Below are 13,504 nucleotides of genomic sequence, written 5' to 3' on the forward strand. Positions count from 1 at the left end.
AAGTCCCGTGTCGATCAAAGTCTCCGACCACATACTCCAGCGGCTGCGCGAATGGGACGTCCGGCATGTCTTCGCCTATCCCGGCGACGGCATCAACGGCCTGCTCGCGGCCTGGGGCCGGGCCGACAACAAACCGGAGTTCATCCAGGCCCGGCACGAGGAGATGGCCGCCTTCGAGGCCGTGGGCTACGCCAAGTTCTCCGGCCGGGTCGGCGTCTGCGCGGCCACCTCCGGCCCCGGCGCGATCCACCTGCTCAACGGCCTGTACGACGCCAAGCTCGACCACGTGCCGGTGGTCGCGATCGTCGGCCAGACCAACCGCAGCGCCATGGGCGGCAGTTACCAGCAGGAAGTCGATCTGCTGAGCCTCTACAAGGACGTGGCGGCCGACTACTGCGAAATGGTCACCGTCCCCGAGCAACTGCCCAACGTCATCGACCGGGCGATCCGCACCGCGTACACCAAGCGCACCGTGACCGCGGTCATCATCCCCGCCGACGTCCAGGAACTCGACTACAGCGCCCCCACCCACGCCTTCAAGATGGTGCCCTCCAGCCTCGGCGTCGCCGACTACGCGCCGATGCCCGCCGACCGCGACATCGCGCACGCCGCCGAGATCCTCAACGCCGGCGAGAAGGTCGCCGTCCTCGTCGGCCAGGGCGCCCGGCGGTCCCGCGCCCAGGTCGAGGAGGTCGCGGACGTGCTCGGCGCCGGCGTGGCCAAGGCACTGCTCGGCAAGGACGCGCTGCCCGACGACCTGCCGTACGTCACCGGCTCCATCGGGCTGCTCGGCACCCGCCCCTCGTACGAGATGATGCGTGACTGCGACACCCTGCTGGTGATCGGCTCCAGCTTCCCGTACACGCAGTTCATGCCGGAGTTCGGGCAGGCCCGCGCGGTGCAGATCGACATAGACCCGTTCATGGTGGGCCTGCGCTATCCGTTCGAGGTGAATCTGGTCGGGGACGCGGAGCAGACGCTGAAGGCGCTGCTGCCGCAGCTGGACCGGAAGAAGCACGGCGCCTGGCGCAAGACGATCGAGGCGAACACCGCCCGCTGGTGGGACGTCATGCAGCGGCGGGCCGCCGTCGACGCCGACCCGGTCAACCCCGAATACGTCGTGCACGCGCTCGACGGGCTCCTGCCGGAGAACACCGTCATCGCCGCCGACTCCGGGTCCGCGGCCAACTGGTACGCCCGGCACCTGCGGATGCGCGGTGCCATGCGCGGTTCGCTGTCCGGCACCCTGGCCACTATGGGGCCGGGCGTGCCCTACGTCATCGGCGCGAAGTTCGCCCACCCGGACAGCCCCGCGCTCGCCCTGGTCGGCGACGGCGCCATGCAGATGAACGGCATGGCCGAACTCGTCACCGCGGCCAAGTACTGGCGGCAGTGGGAGGACCCGCGGCTGATCGTCGCCGTGCTCAACAACCAGGACCTCAACCAGGTCACCTGGGAGATGCGGGCCATGGAGGGCGCACCGCAGTTCCTGCCCTCGCAGGCCATCCCGGACGTGCGCTACGCCGACTTCGCCCGTTCCGTCGGCCTGGACGGCATACGGATCGAGGAGCCCGGCGGGGTGCACGACGCCTGGCGGCAGGCCTTGGTCGCCGACCGGCCCTTCGTCATCGACTTCCGCACCGACCCGGCCGTGCCGCCCATTCCGCCGCACGCCACCTGGGACCAGATCGAGGCCGCGGCCTCAGCCGTCCTGCAGGGCGACAGCGACCGGGTCGGCATGGTCCGGCAGGGCGTCAAGGCGAAGATCCAGGAGATGCTGCCCGGCCGCCGGCACCGCGAGGACCGGCCGGGCGCCGGAGCCGGCGCGTGACCGAGCCCGCCCGGCTCGCCGCCGAGCCGCAGGCGGCCGGCGCGCCGCGGGTGGAGTCGGTCAGGACCGGCGTGTACACCGTGCCGACCGAGTCCCCGGAGGCCGACGGCACCCTCGCCTGGGACGCCACCACCTTGGTGACGGTCCATGTGACGGCCGCCGGCATCGAGGGCCTCGGCTGGACGTACGGCTCTCCCGCCGCTGCCGCGGTGATCGACGACCACCTCGCGCCGCTGGTCACCGGCCGCTCCGCATGGGACGTGCCGGCCGCCAACGAGGCCATGAGCCGGGCCGTGCGCAACGCGGCCCGGCCCGGCGTCTGCGGGCACGCGATCTCCGCGGTGGACATCGCCCTGTGGGACCTCAAGGCCCGCCTCCTCGGCCTGCCCCTGGTCCGGCTGCTCGGCGCCGCCCGCGACGAGGTCCCCGTCTACGGCAGCGGCGGCTTCACCACCTACGACGAGCGGCAGCAGGACCGCCAACTGCGCACCTGGACCGAGGAACTCGGCATTCCCCGCGTGAAGATCAAGGTCGGGGAGTCATGGGGCACGGCCGAGTCCCGGGACCGGATGCGGATCACCAGGGCCCGGCGTTCCATCGGCGAGGCGGCCGACCTGTACGTGGACGCCAACGGCGCGTACACCGCCAAACAGGCGATCCGGCTCGGGTCCGTGCTGGAAGCGGAGAACGTCACCTGGCTGGAGGAGCCCGTCTCCTCCGACGACCTCGCCGGGCTGGCCCTCGTCCGGGGCGCCGTCCGCGCCGACGTGACCGCGGGGGAGTACGGCTACACCCTCGCCCACTTCCACCGTTTGCTCGGCGCCGGCGCGGTGGACTGCCTGCAGGCCGACGTCACCCGCTGCGGCGGCATCACCGTCTGGCTGCGCGCCGCCGCCCTCGCCCAGGCCCACGGCCTGCAGATCTCCGGCCACTGCGCGCCCCACCTGCACGCACACACCGCCGCCGCCGTGCCCAACCTGCGCCACCTGGAGTGGTTCCACGACCATGTGCGCATCGAGAACCGGCTGTTCACCGGCACCCTCGACCCCTCCGGCGGCGCAGTGCACCCCGGCGCCGACGGCACACCGGGCCACGGCCTGGCCCTGCGCGAGGACGCCGCGCGGCCGTACCGCGAGCGCTGACCCGACCGACCGACGCGTACGGCCCTCCCGAAGAACCGAGACCCGAAGAATCGAGGCACGACCATGCCGAAGCCGGAAGCGACCGACGCGCCCGGCGCCGTCCTCTTCGACGTGGACGGCACCTTGATGGACACCGTCTACCTGCACACCGTGGCCTGGTGGGAGGCACTGCGCCAGAACGGGCACGTCGTCACGTCGGCCAGGATCCACCGGGGCATCGGCATGGGCAGCGACCACCTGCTCGACGAGCTGCTGGCGGACGACCGCGACCGCGCGCAGGACGCCGTGCTGAAGGCCGCCCACGACGTGCTCTACGCCCAGTACTGGAGCCGCCTCGTGCCGCTGCCGGGCGCCGCCGACCTGCTGCGGGAGTGCGCGCGGCGCGGCTGGCGGGTCGTCCTGGCATCCTCGGCGTCGCGGCAGGAGGCCGAGGTGATGACCCGCGCGCTCGGCGCGGACGAGGCGATCACGGCGGTGACCACGGCCGACGACGCGTCGTCCAGCAAACCCGCGCCCGACCTCGTCCACCGCGCCCTCGAGCGGGCCGGCGCGGAGCCGGAGCGGGCGGTCTTCGTCGGCGACGCGGTCTGGGACGTGCAGGCCGCCGGGAAGGCCGGCGTCCCCTGCCTGGGCCTGCTCACCGGCGGCTGGTCGCGCGAGGAACTCCTGGCCGCCGGCGCCGAGGCGGTCCACGCCTCCCCGGCCGACCTGCTCTCCCGCCTCGACAGCAGCCTGCTCGCGGCTCCCGGGCGCCCCCGGCCCTGACCGGCCGGCGCCCGGGCGGATGCGTCAGCTCACCGAGAGATTCTGCGCGACGGTGTCGCCCGAGAAGGCGTTCACGCCGAACAGCCCGCTCGCGTAGGTGGTGTCGGTCGCGTCGATCACGGGGTCGGGGCCGTTGTTCAGCCAGACCCGGATACGTGCTCCCGTCGTCTGCACCCGCAGGTGGTAGGTCAGGCCCTCCGTGATCGGGGTGTGGTAGACGGCGATGTCCTGTCCGGGCCGCCACAGCTTCACCAGTCCGCTGGTGTCGACGTTCGCCGTGTAGCCGGCGCCCGAGGCGTTGGCGCGGAAGGTCAGCCCGGTCGCCACGCCGTTGGTGACCGACAGGTCGCCCTGGTAGGTGAAGTCGGTGCCCGTGCGGTCGCTGAGGTAGAAGCCGTCCTGCGCCGAACTGCCGTGCAGGCCCGCCGGGGTGACCGTCCAGGTGCCGGCGGCCGGCGTCCAGCGCCCGGCGTCGAAGGCGGTGAGCCCCGCGGCGCCGGTGTTCAGGTTCTGCACGCTGGCCGCGCCGCTGAACACGTTCGCGCCGAACAGGCCGCTCGCGTACGTGGTGTCGGTGGCGTCGATGACCGGACTGGCGCCGTTGTCGAGCCAGACGCGGATGCGCGCTCCGTCCGTCTGGACCTTCAGGTGGTACGTCCGGCCCTGCGTGATGGGCGTGTGGTAGACGGCGATGTCCCGGCCCGGCCGCCACAGCTTCACCACACCGGTGTCGTCGATGTTGGCCGTGTAGCCGGCGCCCGATGCGTCGGCGTGGAAGGTCAGACCCGCCGCCTGCGCGGTGCCCAGCGTCAGATCGCCCTGGTAGACGGCGTCACCCGCGCTGCTTGCGCTCAGGTAGAAGCCGTCGCCGCCGGCGGACCCCTGCTTGCCGCCCGCGACATCGGTCCACGTGCCGGCGGGCGCGTGCCACGGCCCGCCGAGGTTGCTGTCCAGTGTCGACTGGGTCGGCTGCCCGGTGCCCCAACTGCTGCCCAGCCGGGCGAAGGTCAGGCTGTCCAGCTTCACCCGGCCGCCGGTGGCGAACAGCCGGATGCCCTGACTGGCCGCGGAGGAGTCGAAGGCGACGTTGTCCGACAGCGAGTAGCGGTAGCTGTCGGCGAAGATCTCCAACTGACCGCGGTCGACCAGCAGTTGTATGCTGACCTTGCCGCTGCGCGGTGGCAGCGGCTTGCCGTACAGGGTCTGGGCGGCGGTGTCGTAGGCGACGCGGCGGTCCTCGGTGCCGTCGGCCCGCGCGTGCAGGTCGAAGCCGAACTGTGTCGCGGTCGCGCCGGTCACGTCGAACTGCGCGGTGATCTCGTACGTGTCCGCCTTGACGTCGGAAAGCAGGTTGCCGCCCGTGCTCGCGTCGATCGTCTGGTTCTGCCAGGTCCTGGTGTCCGAGGCCAGCGAGGACAGTTCGGCGACCGGCGTGCGGGTGATGCGCGGCCCGTCCGGGGTGCTGACCAGGCCGAGCGTCACCGGGAACGTCGCGTCGCCGGTCCAGGTGCTGCCCTGGTTGCCGCCCTGCCAGGCCATCTGCACGGTACGGCCGTCGGGCGTGTTGGTGAACGTCTCGGCCGCGTAGAAGCTCCCGCCCGCGTACGTGGTGCCCAGGTTCATCTGCTGCGGCTGGGTCCACGTGGTGCGGAACGTCGTGCCGTCGAACGTGCCCACCTCGTACTGGCCGGAGGCCGAGGTGAGGACCCACTGCTGCTGGTCGGCGCGGCCGTCGAGCGGCAGCACGTACAGATCGGGGCACTCGAAGAGCCAGGAGGCCTGGAAGCGGCTGGCGAACGTCCAGTTCAGCAGGTTCGGCGAGGTGTAGATGCTGACCCCGTTGCCGCCCTGGTCCGACCACACCACCATCGCCCAGCGGTTGCGGGCGGCGTCCCAGAACACCTTGGGATCACGGCTGGTGACGCCGGCCGGCACCGTGACCACCTTGCGGCCCTTGTCGTACGCCTGGAACGTCCGCCCGTTGTCGTTGCTGTAGAAGACGCTGACGCCGTCGGTGTTGGAGAAGACCACGATCGGATCGAGCGAACCGGTCTTCAGGCCGGATGTGTTCGCCTTGTCCACCACCCCGCCGCCCGACCACAGGTCGCCCGGGTGCACGCCGGGCTCCAGCGCGATCGGCTTCTGCGTCCAGTGCACCAGGTCCGGGCTGGTGGCGTGGCCCCAGTGCATGGTGTCCCAGGCCAGGCCATGCGGGTTGTGCTGGTAGAAGAAGTGGTACAGCCCGTTGGCGTACACCAGGCCGTTCGGGTCGTTCATCCAGCCCTGCTGCGAGCTGAAGTGGAACTGACCCCGCAACGGCTCGTCGTAGGCGGTGGGTTGGTACGGGAACTCCGGGTAGTCCCATGTGGTGCCGGCCACCGCGGGCGCGCCGGGCAGGAACACCGCCAGGCCCGCGGTCAGCACGACGAACAGGATCCAGATCTTCCGGCGCATGTGAACCCTCTTCGGTCGCCGCACCTCGATGACAACGTTGGCAGGGCGTCAACGCTGACCTCCGGACGATGACCGATGATGAGTTGCTGGCGTGACCGCGTCAAGACGGCATTCCGGCCTCCGCGCCCTCCTCCGGTCAGGCCCGCAGGGCCGGGCGCAGGCGCGGGTCGCGGGCCATGGCGGTGATCTGGGCGGCGGCGATCGTGGCACGTCCGGGGCGGCGGAGCCGGCGTTCCAGGGTGGGGGAACCCACGGTGCCGAGGCTGAGCGGTGGAAGGCCGCCGGCCCGGGAGACGACCAGCTCGCCGCGGCGGGTGCGGTGGGCGCCGGACACCAGGGCCCAGGGGACGGTACGGCCGCGGCCGAGTGTGCCGATGCGCAGGCCGTCCATGTCGGCGGTGATCCGCCAGAACATCAGGGAGGTGAGGTAGACCAGCCACACCGCGGCGCCGAACCCCATCGCCACCACCACGTGCCACACGAAGCCGTGCCACCACGCCACGGCCACCACCGCGGTCACGGCGAGGAGTTGCAGGATGCCCACGCCGCGGGCGACCGGACCGGCGTGCCAGCGCACCGGGACACCTCCGGGCGGCAGGGTGGCCAGGGCGTGCCCGACCCTGACCTCGGCGGCCAGCAGGTGTTCGGCCTCGCGGCCCGTGACCGGGCTGTCCGGGTCCCATGGCCCGATGTCGTCGTCTGTGTCACCGGAACCGGCCGTCTCCGCCGGGGCCTCGACGGCGCCCGGCCGTATCGGCGGCAAGGACGCCTCGACGAACGGCAGTCCGTCCGGACCCGCGCCGGACAGCACCACGGCGCCGCCCTTGCTGACCGCCCCGTAGAGCACGGCCGGGCCGGCGGGGGCCGGGACACCGGTGCTGGGGACGTAATGGAGCACCGGCCGCGCGTACTCGGGGTCGTCGAAGGCGAACACCTCCGTACGCCCCTCGTTGCCGCGGACCCGCACCCGCAGCACCGGGACCGGGCCGTGCCGCAGGGCGGCCATGCGGCGCCGGGCCAGCAGGCCGGAGACCAGCGAGACCAGGCCGAGACCGGCCAGCCCCAGACCGAGGGCCTGGCGGACGAAATGGTCGCCGTAGGGCTCGGCGGCCAGTTGCACCCACGTGCCGTCCCGCTCGTCGCGGACCCGGACCCGTACTGTGCGCACCCCGGTGTAGTCGCCGATGACGTCGAACCGGTGCCGGTGGCCGTCGGGCAGTCGCACCGTCAGCAGGTAGTCGTCCCGGCTGTACGCCACGACCGGCACGTCGCGCACCGCGGCGGTACGGGCGGTGCGGTCGGTCGCCGTGTCGTCCAGCACGACGCTGCCGAGCACCCCCGCCGCGGCCGCGCACAGCAGCGCGCCCAGCACGATGCGGATCGGGCCCCGAGAGGCGGCGTCGCGGTCCGTCGGCCGCGGGGCCCGGCCGGTGAGGCCGCCGGCCGCCTCCCGTACCAGCCGCCGTTGCCGCCGCCGCCCCAGCAGCCGGGCCCCGGCCACGGCCGAAGTCCAGCACAGCGCGGCGATCATCGCGCCGTCCGCGACCTTCTCCCCGGTCCCGCCCTGCCACCGCACGGGCCCGGCGCCGTAGAACAGCAGCACAGGCCCGGTCAGCACCGCCAGTTCCGGCAGCACGAACAGCCCGACCAGGTGCGGCACCAGCAGCATCGTGCCGACCGCGTCCCACCATTGCTCGCCGCACGGCGACTGCGGCGAACACACCTGATCCGGGCTCAGCGCCAGCACCACGACCAGGGCGAGCACCAGGACCGGCGCGGCCAGGACCGGCCGGGCCCACCACGGCGGACGGGTGGCCGCCCACCGCCGGGCGTCCGCGGTCAGCCACGGGCGGACCAGCCCCGGCGGGGACGGCACCGTGCTCTTTGTCATGCGCGCATTATGAACGGTTCCTGACGTCCGTGGCGGCCCGGACCGGCGGTGCCGACTCCCGTACGGGGTGCCCGCGTCGGCACCGGCCGCTGCTCGTTGCGCGGCGCCGCGAAAAACCGGTGGAGCTCGAACGCCGCTGCGCCCTAAGGTCGCGGCGTGAGTACGCGCACCTTCCGCATCACCGTCCGCGGCGTCTTCGACGGGCTCGGCGCCGAGCAGCGGGCCGAACTCCTCGCCCACGCCGCGGAACACGACGTCCTGCACGCGGCGTTCACGGCCGAGGGCCACCTCAGCTACGACCTCGCCGCCCGGGCCGCCTTCACCTTCCGCTTCCAGGACACGGGCGAGGCGGAGGAGGACATCCTGGCCGCGACCGAACGGGCCGAGGCGGCGGCGCAGGCATGGCTGACCGAGCGCGGCTACGGCTGGAAGAACCTGCGCTCCCAGGCCGAGGACCTGTCACAGGCCCCGCTCGGCAAGCGGCAGCGGCGGGCGGCGCGCAACTCCTGATCCGGGGCGTTCCGGCGCCCTTGTTCCGGCCTGCCCCCGGTTCCGGCCACCGGCCCGGCGCCGCGCTCCACCGACCGTAGGGTCACAGGGCGATGCTCTTCAGCTCCACGTAGTGGCCAAGGCCCGCCGGCCCGAACTCCCGGCCTATGCCGCTGTTCTTGTAGCCGCCGAAGGGCGCGTCGAAGCCGCCGCGGGCACCGTTGACCATGAAGGTGCCGGTACGGATCCGGCGTGCGACGGCCAGACCGCGCTCCCGGTCCGCGGTCCACACACCGCCGCCTAGGCCGTACGGCGAGTCGTTCGCGATGCGCACCGCGTCCTCGTCGTCCTCGAAGGGGATGATGACCAGGACCGGGCCGAAGATCTCCTCGCGGGCGATCCGCATGGAGTTGTCGGCGTCGGCGAAGACCGTTGGGCGGACGTAGTTGCCCTGCTCCAGCCCCTCGGGCGCGCCGAGTCCGCCGACCACCAGTCGCGCGCCCTCGTCGATCCCGGACTGGATGTAGCTCTGCACCCGCTCCTTCTGGACCGCGGTCACCAGCGGCCCGACGAAGGTGGCCGGATCCGCCGGGTCACCCACCGTCACCCGGCCCGCCGCTTCGGCGACGGCCGCGACGAACTCCTCGTACCGGCTGCGCGGCACCAGCAGACGGGTGTGCCCGACGCAGGACTCGCCGTTGTTGGAGAAGGCGAGCAGCGGTGCCGCCTGGGCGACCGCGGACAGGTCGGCGTCGTCCAGCACGATGGACGCGGACTTGCCGCCCAGTTCCAGGCTGACCCGCTTGAGCTGCTCGCCCGCGATCGAGGCGATCCGGCGGCCGGCCGCGGTGGAGCCGGTGAAGGCGATCTTGTCGACACCCGGGTGCGAGACCAGGTACTCGCTGCTCTCCCGGCCGGCCGGCAGGATGCTGACCACGCCCTCGGGGAAGCCCGCCTCGGCGAACACCTCGCCGAGCAGCAGCCCGTCCAGGGCCGTCTCGGGCGACGCCTTGAGCACGACGGTGCAGCCGGCGAGCAGCGCGGGAATCATCTTGACCAGCGCGGACTGGTGCGGCGCGTTCCACGGGATGACGGCGGCCACCACGCCGGCCGGCTCACGCCGCACCAGCGACACCGAACCGCCCGGGCTCTCCACCTTCTCCTCCCAGGGGTACGCCTCGGCGGCGCGCAGATAGGCGTCGGTCTGCTCGGCCAGCGACGCCTGGAGGCTCTGGGTGAACCAGGCGGGCGTGCCGTTCTCGGCGGTGATCAGCCGCGCCGTCTCCTCGGCGCGGGCGGCGTGCAGCGCGTTGAAGCGGCGTACGACCTCCTGCCGGGCCTCGGGCGCCAGGTTCGGCCACGGGCCGTTGTCGAACGCCTCGCGGGCCGCGGCCACCGCGCGGTCCACATCGGCCGGGCTCGCCTGGGCGGCACGGCCGACCAGGGAACCGTCGTGGGGCGAGCGGACCTCAAAGGCGCCGCCGTCGACCGGGGCGACCCAGCGGCCGCCGATGAACAGGTTGTCGAAGTCGGGCATCGGACTCGGGCTCCTTGCTCGGGGTTCTTGTTCGGGGTTCTTGTGGCGCCGGGCTGCGGCTCGGCACTTTCTAACTAGTTAGTTATACGCTAACCCGAGGCGGCCCCGACGGCAAGCGCGGCCGGATGGTGCCCTCCGCTGCGGCCGGGACCTGCCCCGTTACCCCGCCTGCGGGCCCGGCGGCCGGGTCAGCCGCCCCACGGAGACCACGACCCAGTGCCGACGGGCGCTGACCAACTCGGGATCCTCCTGGTCGAAGCGGCCCTCCACCGAGCCGTCGCTCCAGGCGGCGGACAGGTTGAGCACCAGAGTGAGCAGCGACTCGGGCGGCATCCCGGCGTCCACCACCCCCTCGGCCTGGGCCTTCGCCAGCTCCCGCAGCTTGATCTCGGTGGCGGCGCGGCCGCCGGGCATCCCGGCCGGCTCCGGCCGCTCCAGCGCCTGCCAGCGGGCCAGCCGCAGCAGTTCGGGGTGGGCGCGGTAGAAGTCGAACAGCTTGCCCGCGTATCCCGGCAGGTCGTGCGCCTCGAACGGCACGGTGCTGACCAGCCGCTCGACGGCCGCCTCGCACACCTCGTCGAAGAGGCGGTCCTTGCTGCCGAAATACATGTAGATCAGGTTCTTGTTGGCCTCGGCCGCCGCCGCGATACGGTCCACCCGCGCGCCCGCGATGCCGTACCGCGCGAATTCCTCCGTCGCCGCCCGGAGGATGCGGGCCTTGGTCTGCTCCGACTTCTGGGTCATGACACGAGGGTATCGGAACTAACCATTTGGTTTCATGTGCCGCTTCTTGCGTCGTCCGGGCGGATCACTGGCCCAGTGTGTCCAGCCACTTCAGCAGGAGCCGCTGCTCCTCCTCGCCCAGCGACGTGGCGGGGCGGTCGCGGAGCTGGGCGGCGAGCTGGATCGCGGTCCGGCCGCTGCCTGTACCGCCATGTTCCACAACGGGCGCGCTGACGCAGCCGGCGAAGACCGCGTCGCGGACGCTGTCGGACATGGCGGGGTCGGTGTAGATGTCGGGGCGCACCAGCAGGGCGAGCGCGACCCCGATGTTGGCCGACAGGATCCGCTGCGCCGCCGCTTCCGGCGTGACGAGCAGGGCGCCGATCCGGGCGCACCGCTCCAGCGTGTCGCCGAGCAGCTTGAAGATGGTGCGGGGCGCCTCCGGCTGCCGGGCGAGCGTGGGGGAGAACATCAGCCGGTAGATCGCCGGGTTCTCCTGGGCGAAGGCGATGTGGTCGTCCCACCCGGCCCACAGGTCCTTCAGCGGGTCGTCGGTGATCTCCATGGCCTGCTTGCGCGCGACGTACCGCTCGAAGCCGTAGTCCACCAACGCGCTGAGCAGTCCCGCTTTGTCGTCGAAGAGCCGGTACAGCACGGGCTGGCCCACCCCGACCGCCTCGCACACGGCCCGGGTGGAGATGTCGTGGTCGGACGACGCGGCAAGCTGCTGCTCGGCTGCTTGCAGCATGCGGAGGCGCAACGCTGACTGCTCGGTCACATTATCAACGCTACGCGATACGGAAGAGCGGTTCGCCGGGAGCACCCCACCCGGGGCGAGGGGTACCGCCTGGCGGCGGGCGGTTCGCCCGGGATACCCAGGGGCGCGGGGAACTGCGCGAGCAACCGGCCACCGGCCGGTGGTCCGGACACGGCACCAACTGCCCCTTCGGGCCGGTGACGACGTGCAGCCCGTGGTGGGCTGCTCGCGCAGTTCCCCGCGCCCCTGTGGGGCACTTCCGGCGAACCGCGCTCCATGATCGTATCGACGATACGAGGTCACCGTTGTCACCGATAAGAAAAGCTGTTATCGTCGATTACATGAACACGCGAGCGATGATTCTGGGCGCGGCCTCGCGGCTGCTCGCCGAGTCGTCCACCGGCGACGTGTCGACACGTGCGGTCTGCGACGCCGCAGGCGTAGCGCAACCGACGCTGTACCGGCTCTTCGGCGACAAGGACGGTCTGCTGGCCGCGGTGGTCGACGCCGGGTTCGAGCGGTACCTGGCCTCGAAGCGGGCGCTGGCCCCCACCGGGGACCCGGCCGCCGATCTGCGGGACGGCTGGGACAACCACGTGGCGTTCGCGCTGTCCAGCCCGCACCTGTACCGGCTGATGTTCGTGCCGGGGCTGGGCACCGAGCCCGCGGCCGTCAAGGAGATGCACACCCTGCTGCGGCGGACCGTGGACCGGTGTGCGACGGCGGGGCTGCTGCGGGTGCCGGCCGGCGCGGCGACCCAGATCGTCATGTCGGCCAACACCGGCCTGGCGCTGTCCCTGGTCACGCACCCGGGGCTGTTCCCCGAACTGTCGCTGTCCGCCCTGGTCCGCGACATCGTGCTGGCCGGTGTGCTGACCGGCGCGGATCCGGCGCCGGTGCACTCCGGGGCCGACGAGGCGACCGCGATCGCCGCGATCACCCTCGCCGCGATCCTGCGCACCGCGCCGCCCGCGGCCCTGACCGACGGCGAGACCGGCCTGCTCCTGGAGTGGGCGGACCGGCTGGCCGCGACACACCTCGCCGCCCCCGCCGTCGGAGCCACGGGGGTGCGGCGCACCCAACTCTCACCCTCGACTTCAACGTCACACTCACTCTCGCAAGGAGACAACCTGTCATGACCGACACCACTTCCCCCCGCGTCGCACTGGTCACCGGCGGTTCCGGCGGCATCGGCCGCGCGGTCGTCGAGCGGCTGGCCAAGGACGGATTCGCGGTCGGCGTGCACTACGCCGGCAACAAGGCCAAGGCCGAGGAGCTGGTCGCGCAGGTCACCGCTGCCGGTGGCCGGGCCGTCGTGGTCGGCGGCGACGTGGCCGACGAGCACGCCATGGCGGCGGCCTTCGACGCCGTCGAGACCGCGTTCGGCGGCATCGACGTCCTGGTGAACACCGCGGGCATCATGCGGCTCGGCCCGATAGCGGACCTGGACCTGGACGTCCTCGACCAGATCTACCGCACCAACATCCGCGGCACCTTCGTGGTGGACCAGCTCGCGGCCCGGCGGCTGCGCACCGGCGGCGCGATCGTCAACTTCTCCACCTCGGTCACCCGCACCCAGTTCCCGTCCTACGGGGCGTACGTGGCGAGCAAGGCGGCCGTGGAGGGGATCACCCTGATCCTGGCCCGCGAACTGCGCGGCAAGGACATCACCGTGAACACGGTCGCCCCCGGCCCCACCGCCACCCCGCTGTTCCTGGACGGCAAGGACCAGGCCGCTGTCGACCGCCTCGCCGACGCGGTGCCGCTGGAGCGGCTCGGCCGGCCGGAGGACATCGCCGAGACCGTCGCCTTCCTGGCCGGCCCGGCCCGCTGGGTCAACGGCCAGGTGCTGTTCAGCAACGGCGGCCTCGCCTGACCCGCCGCACCGGACACACCGTCACCCCCTGAGACACCC

11 protein-coding genes are annotated in these 13,504 nt (G+C 72.4%); 6 read left to right on the top strand and 5 right to left on the bottom strand.

Features of this window, described 5'->3' with window-relative positions:
• The first annotated feature begins 7 nt into the window (after positions 1-7).
• From ITX44_RS06330 to ITX44_RS06340, 3 genes are all read left to right on the top strand, one after another.
• Complete coding sequence (locus ITX44_RS06330) at positions 8-1,831, top strand: thiamine pyrophosphate-requiring protein (protein WP_205356037.1); 1,824 nt, start codon at positions 8-10, stop codon at positions 1,829-1,831.
• Positions 1,828-2,973 carry an enolase C-terminal domain-like protein gene (locus ITX44_RS06335; RefSeq protein WP_372440843.1) on the top strand — a complete coding sequence of 382 codons (1,146 nt, stop codon included), beginning with the start codon at positions 1,828-1,830 and terminating at the stop codon, positions 2,971-2,973. Before ITX44_RS06330 ends, ITX44_RS06335 begins: the two co-directional genes overlap by 4 nt.
• A gap of 63 nt (positions 2,974-3,036) precedes the next feature.
• A complete protein-coding gene (locus tag ITX44_RS06340) occupies positions 3,037-3,738 on the top strand; it encodes an HAD family hydrolase (protein WP_205356038.1) in 702 nt (233 codons plus the stop codon).
• A 24-nt stretch (positions 3,739-3,762) separates the two neighbouring features.
• Here ITX44_RS06340 and ITX44_RS06345 read toward each other — a convergent pair whose 3' ends face one another.
• Both ITX44_RS06345 and ITX44_RS06350 read right to left on the bottom strand, forming a co-directional pair.
• Positions 3,763-6,192 carry a glycoside hydrolase family 32 protein gene (locus ITX44_RS06345; RefSeq protein WP_205356039.1) on the bottom strand — a complete coding sequence of 810 codons (2,430 nt, stop codon included), beginning with the start codon at positions 6,190-6,192 and terminating at the stop codon, positions 3,763-3,765.
• A gap of 136 nt (positions 6,193-6,328) precedes the next feature.
• A complete protein-coding gene (locus ITX44_RS06350) occupies positions 6,329-8,083 on the bottom strand; it encodes a hypothetical protein (protein ID WP_205356040.1) in 1,755 nt (584 codons plus the stop codon).
• A 156-nt stretch (positions 8,084-8,239) separates the two neighbouring features.
• Between ITX44_RS06350 and ITX44_RS06355 the strand changes: the two genes are divergently transcribed.
• Positions 8,240-8,593 (top strand): DUF6204 family protein, encoded by a 354-nt coding sequence (locus tag ITX44_RS06355; RefSeq protein WP_205356041.1) that lies wholly within the window; start codon positions 8,240-8,242, stop codon positions 8,591-8,593.
• 82 nt (positions 8,594-8,675) lie between these two features.
• Here ITX44_RS06355 and ITX44_RS06360 read toward each other — a convergent pair whose 3' ends face one another.
• The 3 genes from ITX44_RS06360 to ITX44_RS06370 all read right to left on the bottom strand — a co-directional run bounded on the left by ITX44_RS06360 (position 8,676) and on the right by ITX44_RS06370 (position 11,610).
• Positions 8,676-10,109, bottom strand: coding sequence for an aldehyde dehydrogenase (locus ITX44_RS06360; RefSeq protein ID WP_205356042.1), 1,434 nt, complete (start codon positions 10,107-10,109; stop codon positions 8,676-8,678).
• A 159-nt stretch (positions 10,110-10,268) separates the two neighbouring features.
• Positions 10,269-10,853, bottom strand: coding sequence for a TetR/AcrR family transcriptional regulator (locus ITX44_RS06365; RefSeq protein WP_205356043.1), 585 nt, complete (start codon positions 10,851-10,853; stop codon positions 10,269-10,271).
• Between the two features lie 64 nt (positions 10,854-10,917).
• Entirely contained in the window at positions 10,918-11,610 is a 693-nt protein-coding gene (locus ITX44_RS06370; RefSeq protein ID WP_307795125.1) for a TetR/AcrR family transcriptional regulator, read from the bottom strand.
• Positions 11,611-11,930: 320 nt separating this feature from the next.
• Between ITX44_RS06370 and ITX44_RS06375 the strand changes: the two genes are divergently transcribed.
• Both ITX44_RS06375 and ITX44_RS06380 read left to right on the top strand, forming a co-directional pair.
• The gene (locus ITX44_RS06375; RefSeq protein WP_205356044.1) at positions 11,931-12,728 is read left to right on the top strand and encodes a TetR/AcrR family transcriptional regulator; all 798 of its coding nucleotides are present in this window, start codon (positions 11,931-11,933) and stop codon (positions 12,726-12,728) included.
• A complete protein-coding gene (locus ITX44_RS06380) occupies positions 12,725-13,465 on the top strand; it encodes an SDR family oxidoreductase (protein ID WP_205356045.1) in 741 nt (246 codons plus the stop codon). The genes ITX44_RS06375 and ITX44_RS06380 overlap by 4 nt, the downstream gene beginning before the upstream one ends.
• The last annotated feature ends 39 nt before the right edge of the window (positions 13,466-13,504 follow it).

It is taken from the genome of Actinacidiphila acididurans (genome assembly GCF_016918855.1).
Classification (GTDB): Bacteria; Actinomycetota; Actinomycetes; order Streptomycetales; family Streptomycetaceae; genus Actinacidiphila; species Actinacidiphila acididurans.